The 19942-nt window shown below is 74.2% G+C and carries 16 protein-coding genes; 10 read left to right on the top strand and 6 right to left on the bottom strand.

The window, feature by feature from the left end:
- Positions 1 to 92 precede the first annotated feature (92 nt).
- The 3 genes from ABZ497_RS32135 to ABZ497_RS32125 all read right to left on the bottom strand — a co-directional run bounded on the left by ABZ497_RS32135 (position 93) and on the right by ABZ497_RS32125 (position 2832).
- Positions 93 to 1538, bottom strand: coding sequence for a hypothetical protein (locus tag ABZ497_RS32135; RefSeq protein WP_359810492.1), 1446 nt, complete (start codon positions 1536 to 1538; stop codon positions 93 to 95).
- Positions 1539 to 1711: 173 nt separating this feature from the next.
- Positions 1712 to 2230, bottom strand: a complete 519-nt coding sequence (locus tag ABZ497_RS32130) for a DinB family protein (RefSeq protein ID WP_359810489.1) — start codon at positions 2228 to 2230, stop codon at positions 1712 to 1714.
- A 26-nt stretch (positions 2231 to 2256) separates the two neighbouring features.
- Positions 2257 to 2832 carry a nucleosidase gene (locus ABZ497_RS32125; protein WP_359810486.1) on the bottom strand — a complete coding sequence of 192 codons (576 nt, stop codon included), beginning with the start codon at positions 2830 to 2832 and terminating at the stop codon, positions 2257 to 2259.
- A 360-nt stretch (positions 2833 to 3192) separates the two neighbouring features.
- Here ABZ497_RS32125 and ABZ497_RS32120 point away from each other — a divergent pair, with 360 nt between their 5' ends.
- The 10 genes from ABZ497_RS32120 (at position 3193) to ABZ497_RS32075 (ending at position 16676) form a co-directional block, all read left to right on the top strand.
- Positions 3193 to 4587 (top strand): hypothetical protein, encoded by a 1395-nt coding sequence (locus ABZ497_RS32120; protein WP_359810483.1) that lies wholly within the window; start codon positions 3193 to 3195, stop codon positions 4585 to 4587.
- 16 nt (positions 4588 to 4603) lie between these two features.
- The gene (locus ABZ497_RS32115) at positions 4604 to 5548 is read left to right on the top strand and encodes a glutamate ABC transporter substrate-binding protein (protein WP_359810480.1); all 945 of its coding nucleotides are present in this window, start codon (positions 4604 to 4606) and stop codon (positions 5546 to 5548) included.
- A 161-nt stretch (positions 5549 to 5709) separates the two neighbouring features.
- On the top strand, positions 5710 to 7065 hold the full coding sequence (locus ABZ497_RS32110; protein WP_329489935.1) for a hypothetical protein: 1356 nt from the start codon (positions 5710 to 5712) through the stop codon (positions 7063 to 7065).
- Between the two features lie 5 nt (positions 7066 to 7070).
- Complete coding sequence (locus ABZ497_RS32105) at positions 7071 to 9692, top strand: tetratricopeptide repeat protein (RefSeq protein ID WP_359810477.1); 2622 nt, start codon at positions 7071 to 7073, stop codon at positions 9690 to 9692.
- Positions 9693 to 9694: 2 nt separating this feature from the next.
- On the top strand, positions 9695 to 11053 hold the full coding sequence (locus ABZ497_RS32100) for a PP2C family serine/threonine-protein phosphatase (protein ID WP_359810474.1): 1359 nt from the start codon (positions 9695 to 9697) through the stop codon (positions 11051 to 11053).
- Between the two features lie 67 nt (positions 11054 to 11120).
- Complete coding sequence (locus ABZ497_RS32095; RefSeq protein WP_352293844.1) at positions 11121 to 12476, top strand: VWA domain-containing protein; 1356 nt, start codon at positions 11121 to 11123, stop codon at positions 12474 to 12476.
- Positions 12477 to 12549: 73 nt separating this feature from the next.
- Positions 12550 to 13893 carry an FHA domain-containing protein gene (locus ABZ497_RS32090; protein WP_359810471.1) on the top strand — a complete coding sequence of 448 codons (1344 nt, stop codon included), beginning with the start codon at positions 12550 to 12552 and terminating at the stop codon, positions 13891 to 13893.
- Positions 13894 to 14104: 211 nt separating this feature from the next.
- Positions 14105 to 15022: an ABC transporter ATP-binding protein gene (locus ABZ497_RS32085; protein ID WP_352293840.1), complete on the top strand. Its 918-nt coding sequence runs from the start codon at positions 14105 to 14107 to the stop codon at positions 15020 to 15022.
- Positions 15019 to 16179 carry an ABC transporter permease gene (locus ABZ497_RS32080; protein ID WP_359810468.1) on the top strand — a complete coding sequence of 387 codons (1161 nt, stop codon included), beginning with the start codon at positions 15019 to 15021 and terminating at the stop codon, positions 16177 to 16179. Before ABZ497_RS32085 ends, ABZ497_RS32080 begins: the two co-directional genes overlap by 4 nt.
- Positions 16180 to 16271: 92 nt before the next feature.
- On the top strand, positions 16272 to 16676 hold the full coding sequence (locus ABZ497_RS32075) for a globin (protein ID WP_329489928.1): 405 nt from the start codon (positions 16272 to 16274) through the stop codon (positions 16674 to 16676).
- A gap of 80 nt (positions 16677 to 16756) precedes the next feature.
- On the opposite strand, the gene ABZ497_RS32070 is transcribed toward ABZ497_RS32075, so the two are convergent.
- From ABZ497_RS32070 to ettA, 3 genes are all read right to left on the bottom strand, one after another.
- Positions 16757 to 17452 carry a hypothetical protein gene (locus ABZ497_RS32070; RefSeq protein WP_329489927.1) on the bottom strand — a complete coding sequence of 232 codons (696 nt, stop codon included), beginning with the start codon at positions 17450 to 17452 and terminating at the stop codon, positions 16757 to 16759.
- Positions 17453 to 17508: 56 nt separating this feature from the next.
- Entirely contained in the window at positions 17509 to 17988 is a 480-nt protein-coding gene (locus tag ABZ497_RS32065) for a thioesterase family protein (protein WP_329489926.1), read from the bottom strand.
- 110 nt (positions 17989 to 18098) lie between these two features.
- On the bottom strand, positions 18099 to 19763 hold the full coding sequence (gene ettA / locus ABZ497_RS32060; RefSeq protein WP_352293832.1) for an energy-dependent translational throttle protein EttA: 1665 nt from the start codon (positions 19761 to 19763) through the stop codon (positions 18099 to 18101).
- Between the last annotated feature and the right edge of the window lie 179 nt (positions 19764 to 19942).

Genomic DNA, 19942 nt, shown 5'->3' with positions numbered 1-19942 from the left:
CCAGAGGGGGGCGATCACACGGTCCGAGGCTGAGGAGCGCGTCGAGTTCCTGGCACCCCGCACACCGGGGTGCGGGGGCGGCCGCCGGGGGCTCAGCCCTTCTTGGAGAGGAAGTCGTACGCCCCCGCGGCGACGTCGTCCAGGTACGGGCCGGCCTGGTACATCGGGTCGCCGGTGTGCTTCCCGACCGAGACGTTGCTGACCAGCGCCGGCTTGCCGTCCTTGACCGCCAGCCAGCCGCCCCCGCTGGAGCCGCCGGTCATGGTGCAGCCGATGACCAGCATCGGCGGGCGGGTCGGCTCGTAGGACAGCCGGCCCGGCTTGCCGCTCTCGCAGCGGTTCAGCTCCATGCCGTCGAACGGCGGGGCGGCCGGGTAGCCGTACTCGGTGACGCTCAGCTGGTCGCGCGGCGCGTTGAACCAGACCGGCACCGCACCGCCGACCGTCTCCTCCAGCGACTTCGCGCCGTCTGCGGGCTTCACCCGGATGACCGCGAAGTCGTAGTGGGTGGCCGCGTCACCGGTCTTGCCGCCCTCGGCCTTCCACTGCGGGGACGTCACCGCCTGGGTCGCGCCCCAGATGCCGAACGGCGCGTACTGGGACTCGTCCGCCTGCTTGCCACCGCTCATCGCGGCATTGCTGTTGAAGGCCGGGATGAAGGAGATGTTGCTGTAGAACGAACCGCCCTTGCCCTGGTGGACGCAGTGGCCCGCCGTCCAGACCAGGTTGCTCTTGCCGGGGTGGGCCGGGTCGGCCACCACGGTCGCCGAGCACTGCGAACGGCCCAGACCGCCGCCGGCCGCGCCGGCGCCCGGCTCGTCCGCGAACAGCTTCCCGTGCACGGCGAGCTTGGTGTACGGGTGCTGCAGGGGCTGGGCGTTGACGGTCTTCGGCAGCGGGTCGTTGCCGTTGTCGGCGGGCTGCGCGGGCGGCTGTGCGGGCGGCTGCCCGGGCTGGGCCGGCGGCTGCGCGGGCTGGGAGGGCTGGGCCGGGGCCTGGGTCGGCTGGGCGGGGGCCTGGGAGGGCTGCTGAGCCGGCTGCTTGGGCGGCGCCGGGGCCTGCGAGGCCGGCTGCTGGGTGTTGGACGGCTTCGGCGCCGCCGGGGTGGTCGCGGCGGCCGGCGTGGTCGGGTGCCCCGGCTGGGTGGGCTGGCCGGCCGGCGGCTTGCTGCCCGCCGCCGGAGTGCTCGGTCCCGGGGCCGACGGCTGGGCGGGCGCCTGGGTGCCCGCGGGCTGCGGCGCCGGCGGCTCGATCGGCTCGTTCGGCTTGGCCTGGAGCAGCTTCTCCAGGGTCCAGAACCCCTTGGTGGCGGCCGGGAGGGCGTAGTCCTTCGCCCACTTCTCCCAGTCCTCGAACTTCCACTTCTTCAGGTCGTCGAGGTTGGCGGGGAGGCCGAGGGCCGGCGCGCCCGCCGCGGCGGCGGTGTCCGCCGAGCTGTTGTCCGGCCCGCACGCCGAGGTGCCGAGCAGGGTGAGTGCGAGGACCGACGCCCCGAGGACGGCCCGGGCGGAACGCGTGGATCTGACTGACGATGACATGAACTTCCGAATCCCCCATGTGTGAAAGCGCGCGGCGCCGTCGAGACGGCGCCGCGGTGCGCGGGGGAGTATTCCACTGTCCGTCAGGTGCGGGCGCACCCGCCCCCGGCGTCGCGCCGCGGGTGGGTGCCCGGCAACGGGGTCCGGGGGCGGGGCGGGGTCCGGGCAGGGCCCTACCGGCCGACCGAGCCGTCCAGTTGCTCGCGGAGGATGTCGGCGTGGCCGGCGTGCCGACCGGTCTCCTCGATCATGTGGACCAGCAGCCAGCGCATCGACGGCGCTTCGGCGCCGGGCCGCAGCGACCGGACCCCGGGGCGGTCGAGCCGGTCGGAGGCGGCGGCGATCACCTCGTTGGCGCGGGCGATCGCGGCCCGGTAGGCGGCGACCGACCCGGCCACCGTCTCGTCGCCGGGCGGGGCGGCCTCGTCGTCCCACGGCTGGTCGCCCTCGCCCCGGTAGGCCCAGAGGAACCAGTTGAGCTCGACGGCGGTGAGGTGCCGGACCAGCCAGAGCAGGCTGGTGCCGGAGGCGACCCCGGGGCGCCGGGCGTCCTCGTCGGTGAGGCCGTCGGTCTTGCCGATGACGGCCTCGCGCAGGTAGTCCAGGAAGGTCAGCAGGGTGGTCGGTTCGTCGGCGTCGAGGCCCGGCGGGCGGACGTCACGGTGCTCGTTCGCGGCGGTGTCGTCGGTCATGCCCGCCAGGCTAACGAGCCCTCCCGTCACCAGCCCTGGTGGTGGACCCAGCCCGCGAGGTGGCGGGCGCAGTCGTCGACGGACTCCCGCCAGGAGTGCACGGCGCCCTCGCCGGCCTCGTCGCTGACGTGCTTCACCAGCCGCACGGAGAGCCCGGCCCGGTGGGCGACGGTGGCGACGGCGTAGCCCTCCATGTCGACGAGGTCCGCGTGCTCGGCGAGCCGGTCACGGGCGGCCGCGCCGGAGACGAACTGGTCGCCGGTGGCCAGCACCGGGCCGTCCCCCTTGCCGACCATCAGCGGAGCGCCGTAGGTACGGCCGGTCAGCTCCAGCAGCGCGGGGCTGTCGAGGTCGTGCTGGATCACCTGGACGACCGTGTGGGTGCCCGCCCAGCCGGAGCGCAGCGCGCCCGCGGTGCCGAGGTTGACCACCTCGGAGGGGTGCTCGCCACGGGCGAGGACGGTCGCCAGCGCGGCGGTCGCGTTGACCTTGCCGATGCCCGTCAGCAGGACCGGGAGCCGGTCACCCAGGTACGCGGCCTCCTCCCGGACGGCGACGACGAGCAGCGGACGGTCGGCGGAGATCGTTCCCAGAAGTCGCATGCCGCCATGGTACGGACGGCCCTTCCGGAGACCGGGGCGGCACAACCGGACCCCTCCCCTCCGACTGTCCGGGGAACCGCATAGGGTGCATCCCGCGTCGACCCGATCACCGACTCGCCCCGCACACCGGGGCGACGGACCCCGGCGAGCCCTGGCGGCCGCCGGCAGGGCCCGACCCCGTGGTCGGCCGCACTCGTACCAGTGATCGCAGCAGTGCCCGCGGAGCGGGGGCCCGGGACCGAGCCCCCGCGATGCTCAAGATCGGCGCAAGTCGGGTGTGGCCGCGGGGAGTGACGGCCATACTGCTGGCAACGGCCGGGCCCCGGATGACGGAGCCGGCCACAGGGGAGGGTGAGGCCGGTGGCGACACCAGTACGTACGGAGCGGCCCCGCACGGTGGCGCCGGCGCGGCCCGGCGGCACGGCCGCGGCCCGGGAGACCGGCCCGCTCGGCCGGCTGCGCCGCGCCACCCGGACGGCACCGGGCCGGCTGCGGCTGGCCGGAGCGCTGCTGGCGGTGCTCACCGTGGCCTTCGGCGCGCTCACCGCCTGGCAGGTCAACTCCCGCGCACAGGCGGCGGAACGGGTGGTCTCGTACAGCCAGCCGCTGAGCCAGGCGGCCGCCGACATCCACCGCTCACTGGCCGACGCGGACACCACGGCGGCCACCGGCTTCCTGCTGGCCGGCGCCGAGCCGAAGGCCGTCCGGGACCGCTACGAACAGGACCTCGCGACGGCGTCCCGGCTGATCGCCGAGGCGGCGGCGCGCACCACCACCTCCTCCCCCGCCCAGGGCTGGCTCGCCACGCTCAACCAGCAGGTCCCGGTGTACGCCGGCCTGGTGGAGACGGCGCGGGCCGACAACCGCCAGGGCTTCCCGCTCGGCGGCGCCTACCTGCGCCACGCCTCGGACCAGATGCGCACCGTGCTGCTGCCCGCCGCGGCCCAGCTCAGCGCCGCCGAGAACCAGGCGCTGGCGGACGACTACGCCGAGGCGCAGTCCATCCCCTGGGCCGCGTACGGGCTGGGCGTGGTGACGCTCACCGCGCTGGTCTGGGTGCAGACGACGCTGTACCGGCGGACCAACCGGGTCTTCAACATCGGGCTGCTCGGCTCGACCGCCGCCGTACTGGCCGCGGTGCTCTGGCTGACGGTGGCCGGGACGGGCGCCAACTCCACGCTGCGCGAGAGCCAGATCGACGGCGCCAACCCGCTGAAGGCCCTCAACGCCGCCCGGGTCGACGTGCTGACCGCCCGGCTGGCGGAGAACCTCCACCTGGTGGCCCGCGGCTCCAGCACCCAGTACGCGGACCTCTGGACGAAGACCACCGAGCACCTCTTCAGCTCCGACACCGGTCGCCCCGGGACGGCCGGCACCCTGGCCGAGGCCCGGCGGCTGGCGCCCGAGGACGCCGGCGCGGCCATCCTCGACGCCATGCGGCAGTACGACCAGTGGCGCGAGCGGCACCAGGCGGCGAGCAACCTGGAGAACGTCGAGGCGGACTACCAGGGCGCGCTGGACGCCACGGTGACCGTCAAGGAGGCGGACGTGCCGAAGACCTCCGACGCCGCGTTCAACGCCACCGACCAGCGGCTGGCGCAGGCCGCCGCGACCGAGCTCCAGGAGTTCAAACGGGCCGCCGAGGGCACCGACGGGGACTTGCGCACCGCCGCCGCGGCGGTCGCGGTGCTGGCCCTGGTGGCCGCCGCCGCGGCCCTGCGCGGCCTCGGCCGGCGACTGGCCGAGTACCGGTAGAAGGGGGACGGACACGATGGGCAGGACAACGGTACGGGCCGGATCGGCCACCGCGGTGGCGCTGCTCGCCTGCTGCGCGACGGTGCTCGGCACGGGCGGCCCGCAGGGCGCGGTGCTGCCGGCGGGCGCCGCCGCACCGGCCACGGCGCCCCGGCAGGAGCAGGCCGGCAACGACTGCGACGTCTACCAGAGCGTGCCGCCGAGCAACGAGGACGGCCCGGCGGTGAAGGCCGTCAAGGCCAAGCGCAGCCTGGTGATCGGCGTCGACCAGAACAGCTTCCGCTGGGGCTCCCGCAACCCCAACACGGGCCAGATCGAGGGCTTCGACATCGACCTCGCCCGGGCGATCGGCGCCGCGATCATGGGCGATCCGGACAAGGTGACCCTCAAGGCCGTCCCGACCGCCGAGCGGGTCAAGTTCGTCCAGGAGGGCCGGGTCGACCTGATCGTCCGGACCATGACCATCACCTGCGACCGGCTCCAGCAGATCGCCTTCTCCAAGCCGTACTTCAACACCAGCCAGCGCGTGGTGGTCCCCAAGGCGTCTGCGGCGAGGACGATCGACGAGGCGGTGGACGGCAAGACCGTCTGCGCGGCGACCAGTTCCTCCGCCGAGGACGAGCTGAAGTCCCGTCCGAAGGTCGCGAAGATCGTCTCGGTGGAGAACCACCTGGACTGCCTGGTGCTGATGCAGCTCGGCAAGGTCGACGCGACCATGACCGACGACGGCCTCGCGGCCAGCCAGGCCGCCCAGGACCAGACCGTCCGGCTGGTCGACGGCGAGGTCCGGCCGGCCGTGATGGGCGTCGCGATGCTCAAGAACAGCACCGACCTGACCGCCCGGGTGAACCAGGTGCTCGCCGACTACCACGCGAGCGGCGCGTGGCGGGCGGCGTACGACCGCTGGCTCAAGCCGTACATGCTGAACGACGCCGAGCACTACTGGCCGGCGCAGCGTTGACCGGCCCGGCGCGACCCCGGCGCCCCCCGAGGAACCGATGACGGCCCGATGACGGCCCGTCGGCGCCCGGCCCCGGTCCGGCCCCGCGGCCACAGGCTAGGGTCGGGGCGGATCGGTCCGGGGCAGCGAGAACGATCCAGGACAGAGAAGGAGAGAGGGCGTTGGCAGCTTCCGCTGGCCCGGTACTGAGCCGGGAGGAGGTCGACCGTGCGCTGGCACGCCTCGGCGCGGACCGCGACGCGGTCGAGTCGGCGCTGCTCTCGCTCCAGGACCACGCGGGCCTGCGGCTGCTCGACGGCGCCGCGCTGACCGGGCGGACGCAGGAGCGCTGGTCCGTCGCCGGGCAGGGCCTGCCGCTGCTCTGGTCGCTGTTCGACCGTTATTCGGAGGCCCTGGCCTCGGCCCGCGCGGTGCGCGCCCGCCGGTCCAGGCCGGGCGCGGCCGAACTCGCCGAGCTGAGCGAACTGCTCACCGGCGAGGCGGTCACCGTGCCCGGCGGCGCGGTGCCGGACGGCCCGCAGCTGCTCGGCGCACCCGCCAAGCTGGTCGAGCGGGTCAGCCTGGACGACCTGATGACCAGGATGAACTCCTGGTACGCCACCGTGCTGGAGGTGGTGAGCGCCGCCGACGCCGTCTGGTCGGCGCTGCCCGCCCGGATCGACCTGCTGCTGGCCGAACTGCGCCGGGTGCAGACGCTGGCGGCCTCGCTCGGCGTGCACACCGGCAACCACCCGCTCGGCGACGACCTGGCCGGGCTCGAAGCCGATCTGACGGAGCTGCGGACCGAGGTGCGCGGCGACCCGCTGGCGCTCTGGCGCCCGGCCCGGGTACCGGCCCAGCGCGGCACCCGCCCGGACGGCACCGCGCTCGCCACACCGTCCGGCGTGGTGGACACCGAGCGCTTCGACCGGGCCGGCCGGGCGCTGGACGGCGTCCGGGTCGAGCTGGAGGACCTGCTGCGGCTGCGCGACGACGCGGAGGAACGGCTGCAGGGCGTCGGCGACCTGCTGCAACGGGCCGACGCCACGCTGGCGCAGGCCCGCCGGGCGCGCGGCGAGGTGCTGGCGAAGATAGCCGCCACCGAGGTGCCGGCCGTGCCGGGACCGGCCTCGGCGCTGCGCGAACAGATCGTGCTGGCCCTGGAGTTGCGCCAGAGCGGCCAGTGGCACCGGCTGGCGCCGCTGCTGGACGCGCTGGAGGACGCGGCCGCCAAGGAGCTGGGCCGGGCCCGGCAGTCGCTGACCGAGGTGACCCAGCCGCTGGCCGTCCGCTCCGAGCTGCGGGGGCGCCTGGACGCGTACAAGGCGATGGCGGCCCGGCTGCGGGTGGCCGAGGACCCGGTCGTGATCGAGCGCTACGAGAAGGCCCGCTGGCTGCTCTGGAGCGCGCCCTGCGACCTGCGGGCGGCGGCCGGCGCGGTGGCCCGCTTCCAGCAGTCGCTGCGGCCGGCGCAGGCCGAGCCGCCCGGCGCCGGGCCGGTCGACGGACAGACACAGCAACACGGACTGGGGGGCTGAGGTTCATGGCGCAGGCGTGCGTACGGCCGGAGTGCACCGGCGACGGGACGATCGACGCGGACGGCTACTGCGACGAGTGCGGGCTCGCCCCGACGGGCGCGGGCTCCCCTGCGGCCGCGGGCTCCCCGGCGGGCGCCGCCCCGACGGGCTCCCCCTCGACGGGCTCCGCCGCCCCGGCGGGCACGGCCGCGGCGGGCCCCGGCTCGCCCTGCCCCCGGGAGTGCGCCGGAACCATCGACGACGACGGGTACTGCGACGAGTGCGGCCTGACCGCCCCCGGCGGTGACACCGGACTGACCCAGCCGTACGTGCCGTCCGCGCGGGTCGATCCCGACTCGGCGCGCTCCTCCCGGACCGGCTCGTCCCGCTCGCTGTCCGGCCGCTCCCGCTCGCACCGCTCCACCCGGACCGGCAGCGGCCGTTCGGTCTCGGTGCGCAGCAGCCGGGGCAGCGTCAGCGCGGGCACCCGCCACCGGCTCGGCGCCGGTCTGGTGACGGTGCCGACCGTGCCGGCGGCCGATCCGACGGCGGCGGTGCTGGCCGACCCGGAGGTGCCGGAGCGCAAGCGGTTCTGCTCCAAGTGCGAGACCCCGGTGGGCCGGGAGAAGAACGGCCGGCCGGGGCGCCCCGACGGCTTCTGCACCAAGTGCGGCACGCCGTACTCGTTCACGCCCAAGCTCCGCCGGGGGGACCTGGTCGGCGGGCAGTACGAGGTGGTCGGCTGCCTGGCGCACGGCGGGCTCGGCTGGATCTACCTCGCCATCGACCGGCGGGTCAACGACAAGTGGGTGGTCCTCAAGGGCCTGCTGGACACCGGGGACGAGGACGCGCTCGCGGTGGCCGTGGCCGAGCGGCGCTTCCTCGCCGAGGTGGACCATCCCAACATCGTCCGCATCATCAACTTCGCCGAGCACCCGGACCTGCGCACCGGCTCCACCGACGGCTACATCGTGATGGAGTACGTCGGCGGCAAGTCGCTCAAGGACATCGCCAACGAGCGCCGGGCGCCGGACGGCCGGCGGCTGCCGCTGCCGGTGGAACAGGGCATCGCGTACGCGCTGGAGGCGCTGCCGGCGCTCGGGTACCTGCACAGCCGGGGCCTGGTCTACTGCGACTTCAAGATCGACAACGTGATCCAGAGCGGCGACGCGCTCAAGATCATCGACATGGGCGCCGTCCGCCGCCTCGACGACGACGGCCCGATCTACGGCACCATCGGCTACCAGGCCCCGGAGATCGCCACCGACGGCCCCTCCCCCGCCTCCGACCTCTACACGGTGGCCCGCACGCTGGCCGTGCTCACCTTCGACTTCCAGGGCTACAGCACCACCTACCGGGAGAGCCTGCCCGGGCCGGAGTCGGTGCCGGCCTTCGCCGAGTACGAGTCCTACTACCGCTTCCTGGTCCGCGCCACCGACCCGGACCCGGCCCGCCGCTTCGGCTCCGCCGAGGAGATGGCCGACCAGCTCACCGGCGTGCTCCGCGAGGTGCTGGCGCTCCAGGACCAGCGGCCCCGCCCCGCCCTCTCCACCCTCTTCGGCCCGGAACTGCGGGTGGTCGACACCGAGCTGGTGCTCCCCGCGGTGCGCCGCGGCGAGCTGCGGGTGACCGCGCTGGACCCGGCCGCCGCCGCCCTGGCGCTGCCCGTCCCGCGGGTCGACCCGAACGACCCGAACGCGGGCTTCCTGGCCGCCCTGCTGGCCGCCGACCCGGCGGAGGCACTCGCCGCGCTGGCCGGCGCCCCCGCCGTCTCCACCGAGCGCCGGCTGCGCGAACTGCGCGCCCACCTGGAACTGCGCAGCCGCGCCGACGCCGACCGGATGCTCGCCGCCCTGGAGAAGGACCACCCGGACGACTGGCGGGTGGTCTGGTACCGCGGCCTCGTCGCCCTGGTCGACTCCGTCAGCGGCTCCTCCGGTCCCGGGTCCCCCGGCGAACCCGACGAGGCGAGGCTGCGGGCCGCCGCCGAGGCCTTCGACGCCGTCTACGACGCCTTCCCCGGCGAGTCCGCCCCCAAGCTCGCCCTCGCCATCTGCGCCGAACTGCTCGGCGACGGCGGCGACGCGGCCGAGTTCTACCGCCTGGTGTGGACGACCGACCAGGCCTACCTCAGCGCCGCCTTCGGCCTGGCCCGGGTCCGCCTCGCCGACGGGGACCGCCCCGGCGCCGTCCGGGCGCTGGAGTCGGTACCGGCCACCTCCAGCCAGTTCACCGCCGCCCGGATCGCCGCCGTCCGGGCCCGGCTGCGCGAACGGCCCGCCACCGACCCGCTCGGCGCCGACCTCGGCGCCTGCTCCGAGCAGTTGACCGCCCTGCGGCTGGACGACCGGACCCGCGAGGAGCTCTCCGTCGAGGTGCTCGACAGCGCGCTCGGCTGGGTGTCCGCCGGCTCGCCCGGCGGCGCCGGGCAGGCGGGCGCAACGGCCGGGGCGAGCGGGGCGGACGGGACCGGTGGGACCGCGACGACCGGCGAGGTCACCGTCCTCGGACGGCCGGCCGCCGACCGGGAACTGCGGCTCGCACTGGAGCAGTCCTACCGGGTACTAGCCCGGTTGGCCGACCGGGCCGAGATCAGGATCGAGATGGTGGAGCGGGCCAACCGCGCCCGCCCCAGAACGTGGGTGTAGCAATGCCGCAGCAGACCGTGTGCCAGAGCTGTTCCGAGCCGCTGGACCAGGAGGACGCGTACTGCGGCTCCTGCGGGGCGAGCCGGAACGGCCGTCCGGCTCCGGGCGCGATGCCCGCGAGCTGGTCCGCCGCCCAGGGCGCCGGCGGGGCGGACCACGCGCCGACCGTGCCGGTGCCGGTGGTGCCCGCCGCCGCGCCCGGAGCGGCCGTGCCCGCCCAGGGTGGCCCCGGCTGCGTGCACTGCGGCCTGCCGCAGGTCACCTCCGACGGCTACTGCGAGGCCTGCGGGGGCGCCCAGCCGCGCCCGCGCGACCACATGGAGAAGGCCCTCGGGGGCGTCGCCGGGGTCAGCGACCGCGGTCTGCGCCACCACCGCAACGAGGACTCCTTCACCGTCGCCGCCACCTCGCTGCCCGGTGGCGAGCCGGTCGTGGTGGCCGTGGTCTGCGACGGGGTCTCCTCCTCCGACCGGCCCGACCAGGCCTCCGAGACCGCCGTCGACGCGGCGTCGGAATCCCTGCTGACCGCGCTGGAGGCCGGCCGCGACCCCGAGGCCGCGATGCGCGACGCGATCGCCGACGCGGCCGCCGCCGTCGCCGCGCTCGCCGAGGACGGCGGCGCGCCCGCCCGGCCCGACGTCAACGCACCGGCCTGCACCTACGTCAGCGCCATAGCCTCCGGCGGCCGGGTCACCATCGGCTGGGTCGGCGACACCCGGGCGTACTGGATCCCGGACGACCGGGTCGCCGCCGAGCCGTTCCGGCTCACCCAGGACGACTCCTGGGCCGCCCGGATGGTCGAGGCCGGGCTGATGGGCGAGGCCGAGGCCTACGCGGACCCGCGCGCCCACGCCATCACCGGCTGGCTCGGCGCGGACGCCGAGGAGGTCGTCCCGCACACCCTGGACTTCACCCCGCACGTCCCCGGGGTGCTGCTGATCTGCACCGACGGCCTCTGGAACTACGCCGAGGCCGCCACCGACCTCGCGTTCTACGTGCGCCAGGACGCCCGGGCCGAGCCGCTCGCCGCCGCCCGGACGCTGGTGAAGTTCGCGGTCGCGGCCGGCGGGCACGACAACATCACCGTCGCCGTGCTGCCGATCGACCCGCCGACCGGTCTGGCCGGCGCGGCGTGGCCGGACGCCGAGGACGAGCGCACCGCCACGGCCCTGGACCTGCCGGTGCTCCGCCCGGCGGCCGCCCCCGCCGGCGGACCGGCGGACGACGAGGAGGACCACGACCCGACGCTGCCGGACCTACCGGTGATCGGCTCGCCCGCCGCGCCCCTGCCGCCGGCCCCGCCGGCTCCCCCCGCGCGGCCCGGCGTCCCGCCGCGCCCGCCGCAGCCGCCGCTGGGCTGACGCCCTGCCGCGGCCCACTCCACCGACCGTTCGCACCATCCGACCACCCGACGGGAGCCACCGGCCCATGGCAACACTGGCTAAGCCGAACCTGCCCAGGTTCGACGTGGAGATCTTCCAGAACGCGTTCCTCGCCGACGGCGCCCGCGAGGTGAACGCCATCGTCACCGTCACCGCGACCGGCGGCGGCACCTCCGGCGGCCGGCCGCTCGGGGTGACCGACAGCGGGCCGCTGGACGCGGGAGCGCACTCCGCCGCCGTGGTGATCATGGTGGACTGCTCCGGCTCGATGGACTACCCGGCCAGCAAGATGCGCGGCGCCCGGGAGGCCACCGCCGCCGCCATCGACACCGTCCGCGACGGCGTCGCCTTCGCCGTGGTGGCCGGCACCCACGAGGCCCGGGAGATCTTCCCCGGCGACGGCGGCCTCGCGACCGCCTCGCCGGCCACCCGGGCCCAGGCCAAGGAGGCGCTGCGCCGGCTCAGCGCGGCCGGCGGCACCGCCATGAGCACCTGGCTCGCCAAGGCCGACGCGCTCTTCCTGACCCGCCGTGACATCGCCATCCGGCACGCCATCCTGCTCACCGACGGCAAGAACGAGCACGAGTCGGCGGCCGACCTGGAGCGCGTGATCGAGCGCGTCACCGGCCACTTCACCGCCGACTGCCGCGGCGTCGGCACCGACTGGCGGGTGGACGAACTGCGCCGGATCTCCTCCGCGCTGCTCGGCACCGTCGACATCGTCGCCGAACCGTCCGGCCTCGCCGAGGACTTCCGCTCCATGATGGAAGGCGCCATGGGCAAGCAGGTCGCCGACGTCGCGCTGCGGATCTGGACGCCGGCCAACGCCGTGGTGACCTTCGTCAAGCAGGTCGCCCCCACCGTGGAGGACCTCACCGGCCGCCGCACCGAGGCCGGACCGCGGGCCGGCGACTACCCCACCGGCTCCTGGGGGGACGAGAGCCGCGACTACCACGTCTGCGTGGAGGTCCCGGCCGCCGCCGTCGGCAACGAGATGCTCGCCGCCCGGATCAGCCTCGTCCTGCCGCCGCAGACCGGGAGCACCCCCGAGGTGCTGTCGCAGGGCCTGGTCAAGGCGGTCTGGACGGACGACCTGGCCTCGTCCACCCGGATCAGCCCGCAGGTCGCCCACTACACCGGGCAGGCCGAGCTGGCCTCCTCGATCCAGGAGGGCCTGGAGGCGCACCGCGCCGGGGACGTCGACCGCGCCACCGCCAAGCTCGGCGCCGCCGTCCGGATCGCCCACGCGACCGGGAACGAGGGCACCTTCAAGCTGCTGCAGAAGGTGGTGGACGTGGTCGACCCGAAGGAGGGTACGGTTCGGTTCCGTAAGAATGTGAGTGAGGCCGACTCGATGACCCTTGAGACCCGGTCGACCAAAACCGTCCGTGTGAAGAAATGACCGCTGAAGTACCGGTGGGGCCGCGGCCCGGCCGGACGCTGCCCCAGCTGGCTGGAAATCGAGGGGGGACCTGATGCCGATCTGCCCGAGGGGGCACGAGTCGCAGGCCGAGGACTGGTGCGACTTCTGCGGCTTTCCGATGACACCGCCACCGCCGATCCCGCCGCCGCCCGGCACCCACCCGGGCGCGCCCGGGGCACCGGCGGCGCACGGTGGTCACGGCGGGCACGACGGTTTCGGCAGCCCCGGGGCGCACGGCGGGCAGGGGTACCCCGGCCACGGCGGCGCGCCGTTCGGCGGGCCGGTGCAGCCGCGCCCCGAGCAGCCGGGCCCGGGCGCCGTCCCGCCGGGCGCGCAGGGCTTCCCGGACCTCACCGAAGGCCTGGTGGTCTGCCCGATCTGCCGCAGCCCGCAGACCGGCCGGTTCTGCGAGGAGTGCGGGTACGACTACGACCTCTCCTCGCCCTCGCGGCGCCAGCCCCCGCCGTCCGGCGGGGCACCGGCGGGCGGGCCCGGACCCGACCCGCTGAACATCCCCGCGGCGTACGGCGGCCCCCAGCCGCCGGCCCAGCAGCCGCAGCCGCCGCACGCCCAGCAGCAGCGGCCCGCCTACGGCTACCCGCAGCTCGGCGGCGAGCCGTACCAGGAGGCACGGCACCAGGAGCAGCCCTACCAGGAGGCCCCGTACCAGGAGTCCGGCTACCAGGAGCAGCAGCCCTACCAGGAGCGGCCGCGCGAGGACTCCGGTCCGGTCTACGCCCAGCCCGGTCCGAACGGGCGCGGCGCCGAGTTCGGCACCTCGTTCAACCTGGCCCCGCCGGTCCTGCCGCAGCCGCCGCAGGCTCCGCAGCCGCCGCAGGCTCCGCAGCAGGTCCAGCAGCAGGCTCCGCAGCAGCACCCGCACGGTCAGCAGGTCCCGCAGCCGCCCCAGCCCGCCCCGCAGCCGGAGCAGGCCCAGCAGCAGGCGCACCAGCCGCCGTACCAGGGCGCGCAGCCCGCGCCGGTCCGGACCAACTGGATCGCCGTGGTCTCGGCCGACCGCGACTACTTCACCGACATGATGGCCCGCAGCGGTCCGGAGGCCGCGGGTCTCTTCTTCCCCCCGTACTGCCCCGAGCGGCGCATCCCGCTGACCGGCCGCGGCCAGCTGCGGATCGGCCGGCGCAGCCAGCACCGCGGCACCGTGCCGGAGATCGACCTCTCCGTCCCGCCGGAGGACCCGGGCGCCTCGCACCAGCACGCGCTGCTCGCCGAACAGTCGGACGGCAGCTGGGTGCTGGTCGACCAGGACTCCACCAACGGCACCACGATGAACGGCGGCGCCGAGTCGCTCACCCCGCACACCGCCGTCCCGCTGAACGACGGCGACCGGATCCACATCGGGGCGTGGACCACCATCACCCTGCACCGCGCCTGACCCCGAGGTCGGGCCCCTGACGCCCGGGCCCGGGCGGGAGTCCGCTCCCGCCCGGGCCCCTCGGCGTCCGCCACCGCGCGCAGTGGCCCTCACCCCGTACACGCACGGTCCGGACCCCTGGTCGGGGGCCCGGCGGCCCGGCAAAATGATCTTCAAATCACGTCCGCCCGGTCTCCCCAGCACACCCCGTGTACCCCTACGCTCAGGCCACATGACTGCAGCTATATCCGCCGACGGAATCCGTCAGCGGTACGGGGATGTGCAGGCCGTCGACGGGGTGTCCCTCACCGTCGAGGTCGGCGAGTTCTACGGGATCCTGGGCCCGAACGGCGCCGGGAAAACGACCACACTGGAGATTCTGGAGGGAATCCGGAAGCCCGACGAGGGCCGGATCGAACTGCTGGGGATGGCGCCCTGGCCGCGCAACGCGAAACTGCTGCCGCGGATCGGCGTGCAGTTCCAGGCTTCGGCCTTCTTCAACAAACTGACGGCGCGGGAGACGATCCGCACCTTCGCCTCGTTCTACGGCGTCGGCCCCAAGCGGGCCGACGCGATGCTGGAGCGGGTGGGCCTCACCGAGTCGGCCGGGGTGATGACCGACAAGATGTCCGGCGGCCAGGCCCAGCGCCTCTCGATCGCCTGCGCGCTGGCCCACGACCCGGAGCTCGTCTTCCTCGACGAGCCCACCACCGGTCTCGACCCGCAGGCCCGCCGCAACCTCTGGGACCTCCTGCGGGACATCAACGCCGAGGGCCGCACGGTCGTGCTGACCACCCACTACCTGGACGAGGCCGAGGTGCTCTGCGACCGCGTCTCGGTGATGGACCACGGAAAGGTCCTGCGCACCGGCGCACCGGCCGCGCTGGTCCGCGAGATCGACGACACGGTGCGGATCAGCGTGGAGTCGGGGCTGCTGACCGTCGAGCGGGTGCGTGACCTGCTCGACGCGACCGGCGCCGAGATCGCCTCGGTCGAGGACGACGGCGTCTCGCTCTCGGTCTCGACCCGCCTCCCGGCCCCGGTGCTCGCCGTGCTGGCCGAGCAGAACGCGCTGCGCGGACTCGAAGTCCGCGGCGCCACCCTGGAGGACGTCTTCCTCCAGCTCACCGGACGGGAGTACCGCGCATGAGCGCCGAACGCACGCGGGACGCGGCCGTTCCGGCCCAGCGCACGCCCGAACCCGCCGGCGCGCCCGCCGGGCAGCCGGAGCGCGAGCGGGTGAGCGCGTTCGCCAGCCTCTCGCGGGTGATGGTGGTCGCCTTCCTCCGGGACCGCACCGCCGTCTTCTTCGTGATCCTCTTCCCCCTGATGTTCCTGCTGCTGTTCGGCACCCTGCTCAAGGGCGCGACCAGCCCGCACGCCAAGGTGGCGCAGGTCGGCGCGGTCCAGGTGCTGGACTCGGTGCAGGGCGACGGCCGGGCCGCGCTGGAGAAGGTCCTCACGATCAGCCGCGGCGACGACGAGGCCGCCGCGCTGGAGAAGGTCCGCAAGGGCGACCTGGACGCGATGATCAAGGAGGGCCCGGACGGCAAGGTGGTGCTGCGCTTCAGCGCCGCCGACCAGGTCCGCGCCGGCTCCGTCCAGGGCATCGTCAACTCCGTCGTCCAGCAGGCCAACCAGGCCGCCAGCGGCAAGCCCGCCGCCTTCGTCCTGGACTCCGGCCAGGTCGAGGACAACTCGCTGAAGCCGATCCAGTTCCTCACCCCCGGCCTGCTCGGCTGGGCGGTGGCCACCGGCGCGGTGTTCGGTGCCTCGCTGACCCTGGTGTCCTGGCGGAAGAAGCAGGTGCTGCGGCGGCTGCGGCTGGCCCCGGTGAGCGCCGGGTCGATCGTGGCCTCCCGGATCGCCGTCTCGGTACTGACGGCCCTGGTCCAGACCGCCGTCTTCCTCGTCGTCGCCACCATGCCGTTCTTCGGGCTGAAGCTCACCGGCGACTGGTGGCTGATCATCCCGCTGGTGGTCTGCGCCACGATCGCCTTCATGTCGATCGGCCTGCTGGCCGGGTCGCTGGCGAAGACCGAGGAGGCGGCCAACGGCATCTCGCAGATCATCGTGCTGCCGATGTCGTTCCTGTCCGGCTCGTTCTTCCCGACCGATGACATGCCGACCTGGCTGAAGGCCGTCTCCGAGGCGCTGCCGCTCAAGCACCTGGTCACCGCGGCGCAGTCGGTGCTCTCCCGGGGCGGCGGCGTGATGGACGCGCTGCCGACCATGGGCGGGCTGCTGGCGTTCGCCGCCGTGCTCACCGCGATCGCCTGGCGGTTCTTCCGCTGGGAGGACGCCTGAGCCGAACGCTGACGGCGGCGGGGTCGTACGCCCCCGGTCCTGGTCCCCAGGTCCCGGTGTACGGCCCCGCCGCCGTCTGCGACCATGGTCGGGTGAAAGAGATCCGGCGTGGCACGCTCAGCGAGGAGACCTTCTTCGAACAGGTCGGCGGCGAGCCGACCTTCCGGCGACTGGTGCACCGGTTCTACCAGGGCGTCGCGGGGGACGAGTTGCTGCGGCCGATGTACCCCGAGGAGGACCTCGGCCCGGCCGAGGAGCGCCTCACGCTCTTCCTGATGCAGTACTGGGGCGGCCCGCGCACCTACAGCGAGCAGCGCGGGCACCCGCGGCTGCGGATGCGGCACGTGCCGTTCCGGGTCGACCGCGCGGCGCACGACGCCTGGCTGAAGCACATGCGGGCCGCGGTGGACGAGCTGGCGCTGCCGGCCGACGCCGAGCGGCAGCTGTGGGACTACCTCACCTACGCCGCCGCCTCGATGGTCAACACCGAGGGCTGACCCGGGCCCCTTCGCCCGGGGCCCCGCGCCCTGGCCCCGCGCATCGGGGTCCAGCGCATCCGGTTCCAGCGCATCGGGGTCTAGCGCATCGGGCTGAGCCCGAGCCCGGCCCCGGGCGCCGCCGCGGTCCGCACCGCCACCGACCCCGCCGGCGCGCTCAACCGCAGCCAGCCACCGGCGCGGTGCACGGTCAGCGGCGCACCCGGCTTGAGGAACCCGATCACATAGGCCGCGTGCGCGGCGCGCAGCGGCAGCTCGGGAAGGGCGCCCACCGGCCGGGACCAGATCTCGTCGGCCAGCCCGTCCAGCACCGCTCGGGTCCGGTGGTGCGCCGGGACGGCCTCGCTGCGCTCACGGAACTCCCGCACCCCGGCCATCAGTTCGGGGTACACCTCGGCCACCGGCGGCTCGCCGACCGGGCGCCAGCCGGAGCGCGGCGGCAACAGGCCGGCCCAGGCCGGACCGGTCACGGGCGCGGGCAGCTCCACGGTGTTCCCGGCACTGTCCAGGCCGTCCAGCAACTGCCCCGCCGAGACCGTGCGGTCGGCCGGCCCGACCGGCCCGGCGAGCCGCGCGGTCCGGACCGCCAGCGCGCCGGAACTCCCCAGCGGCAGCCGGCCGAAGACGGCCAGCACGCCGTCGCCGCCGGCCTGCTTCGCCACCGCCTGCAGGCGCACCGCCGCCGCCCGGTCGAAGCGCAGCAGACGGACCAGGAAGGCACCCAGGTCGGCGGCCTCCCCGGCGTCGGCGAGGGCGAGGGCGGCGGTGGGGGTCAACGCGCTTCAGCTCGAATCCGTGTATTCGGTGATGGGTGGTGGTCCGGGCCGGGGGCTCAGGCCGCCGCGGCGTCCAGGCTGCGTCCGTCCCGGCTGTGCCCGTCCGCGCCGCGGTCGTCGTCCGTGAAGCGGCCCAGGAACTCCCGCTCCACCGGGCTGATCCGGCGCGGGCGGCCCTCGGCCAGGTCGTAGGGGACGACCACGGTGGACGCCCGGACGTACACCGTCTCGGTGCCGTCCTCGGCGGTGTCCTTGATCTCGTACGACACGGTCAGCGAGGCGCCGCCGATCTTGGTGACCCAGGTCTCGATGGTGACCGGCTCGGGCCGGTGCACCAGCGGGCGCTTGTAGTCGATCTCGTGGCGGGCCACCACCGAGCCGCCCGCGAACTCCCCCGCACCGGCCGCGGCGGCCTGGGTGAACATGAAGTCGATCCGGGCCTCCTCCAGGTAGCGCAGGAAGACCACGTTGTTGACGTGCCCGAAGGCGTCCATGTCGGACCAACGCAGCGGACAGGCGTAGATGTGGCGTGCCACGGGTGTTCTCCTCGATGTCCGGTGACCCGCCGGCGGGTGACGGCCGGTGGGCCGCGGCCCGGCAGGCCGCCCCCGGGGGCAGTCTGCCGGGCCGTTGTGACAGCTGGGTGTCAGCCTCGGGTCAGCTTCTTGTAGGTGGCCCGGTGCGGACGGGCCGCGTCGGCGCCCAGCCGCTCGATCTTGTTCTTCTCGTACGACTCGAAGTTGCCCTCGAACCAGAACCACTTGCTCTCGCCCTCGTAGGCGAGGATGTGGGTGGCCACCCGGTCCAGGAACCAGCGGTCGTGGGAGATGACCACGGCGCAGCCGGGGAACTCCAGCAGCGCGTTCTCCAGCGAGGAGAGGGTCTCGACGTCCAGGTCGTTGGTGGGCTCGTCGAGGAGCAGCAGGTTGCCGCCCTGCTTGAGGGTGAGCGCCAGGTTCAGGCGGTTGCGCTCACCGCCGGAGAGCACGCCGGCCGGCTTCTGCTGGTCCGGGCCCTTGAAGCCGAACGCCGAGACGTAGGCGCGGGACGGCATCTCGACCTGGCCGACGTTGATCCAGTCCAGGCCGTCGGAGACGACCTCCCAGAGCGTCTTCTTCGGGTCGATGTTGGCGCGGCTCTGGTCGACGTAGCTGATCTTGACGGTCTCGCCGACCTTGACGGTGCCGGAGTCCGGGGTCTCCATGTCCTGCAGCATCTTGAACAGCGTCGTCTTGCCGGCGCCGTTGGGGCCGATGATGCCGACGATGCCGTTGCGCGGCAGGGTGAAGCTCAGGTCGTCGATCAGGACCTTCTCGCCGAAGGCCTTGTTGAGGTTCTCGACCTCGATGACGATGCTGCCCAGACGCGGGCCCGGCGGGATCTGGATCTCCTCGAAGTCCAGCTTCCGCATCTTGTCGGCCTCGGCCGCCATCTCCTCGTAGCGGGCCAGACGCGCCTTGGACTTCGCCTGACGGCCCTTGGCGTTGGAGCGGACCCACTCCAGCTCCTCGCGGAGCCGCTTGGCGCGCTTGGCGTCCTTCTGGCCCTCGACCTTGAGGCGCGACTGCTTGCTCTCCAGGTAGGTGGAGTAGTTGCCCTCGTAGCCGATCGCGCGGCCGCGGTCGAGCTCCAGGATCCAGCCGGCCACGTTGTCCAGGAAGTACCGGTCGTGGGTGACGGCGACGACGGTGCCGGCGTACTTGGCCAGGTGCTGCTCCAGCCAGTTCACCGACTCGGCGTCCAGGTGGTTGGTGGGCTCGTCGAGCAGCAGCAGGTCGGGGGCCTCCAGCAGCAGCTTGCAGAGCGCCACGCGGCGCTTCTCGCCACCGGAGAGCTTGGTGACCGGCCAGTCGCCGGGCGGGCAGCCCAGCGCGTCCATGGCCTGCTCCAGCTGGGCTTCGAGGTCCCAGGCGTTGGCGTGGTCCAGGTCCTCCTGGAGCTTGCCCATCTCGTCGAGCAGCGCGTCCGAGTAGTCGGTGGCCATCAGCTCGGCGATCTCGTTGAAGCGGTTGAGCTTCCCCTTGATCTCCTTGACGCCGTCCTCGACGTTCTCCAGAACGGTCTTGGTCTCGTCGAGCGGCGGCTCCTGGAGCAGCATGCCGACGGTGAACCCGGGCGAGAGGAAGGCGTCGCCGTTGGACGGCTGCTCCAGGCCGGCCATCATCTTCAGCACGGTGGACTTACCCGCGCCGTTGGGGCCCACGACGCCGATCTTCGCCCCCGGGAGGAAGCTGAGCGTCACGTCGTCAAGGATGACCTTGTCTCCGTGCGCCTTGCGTACCTTGCGCATCGTGTAGATGTATTCCGCCACGTGAGATCGCTCCGGCGTCGTCGGGAGTAATTCGGCTTGCAGCCTTCCATTGTGCCGCACCCGGCCGAGAGCCCGAACCGCCAGCCTTGCCCCACTGGGGTATCCCGCCCCGGACGCCCGCGCCGGCCCCGGCCACCACCGCCCGGCGCGGCCCCGCCCGGACGCACCGCGGCCCGGCT

It is taken from the genome of Kitasatospora sp. NPDC005751 (assembly GCF_040630835.1).
In the GTDB taxonomy this organism is placed as follows: Bacteria; Actinomycetota; Actinomycetes; order Streptomycetales; family Streptomycetaceae; genus Kitasatospora.
The sequence above is the reverse complement of the archived record's forward strand: the minus strand, read 5'-3'. Positions and strand labels throughout refer to the sequence as shown.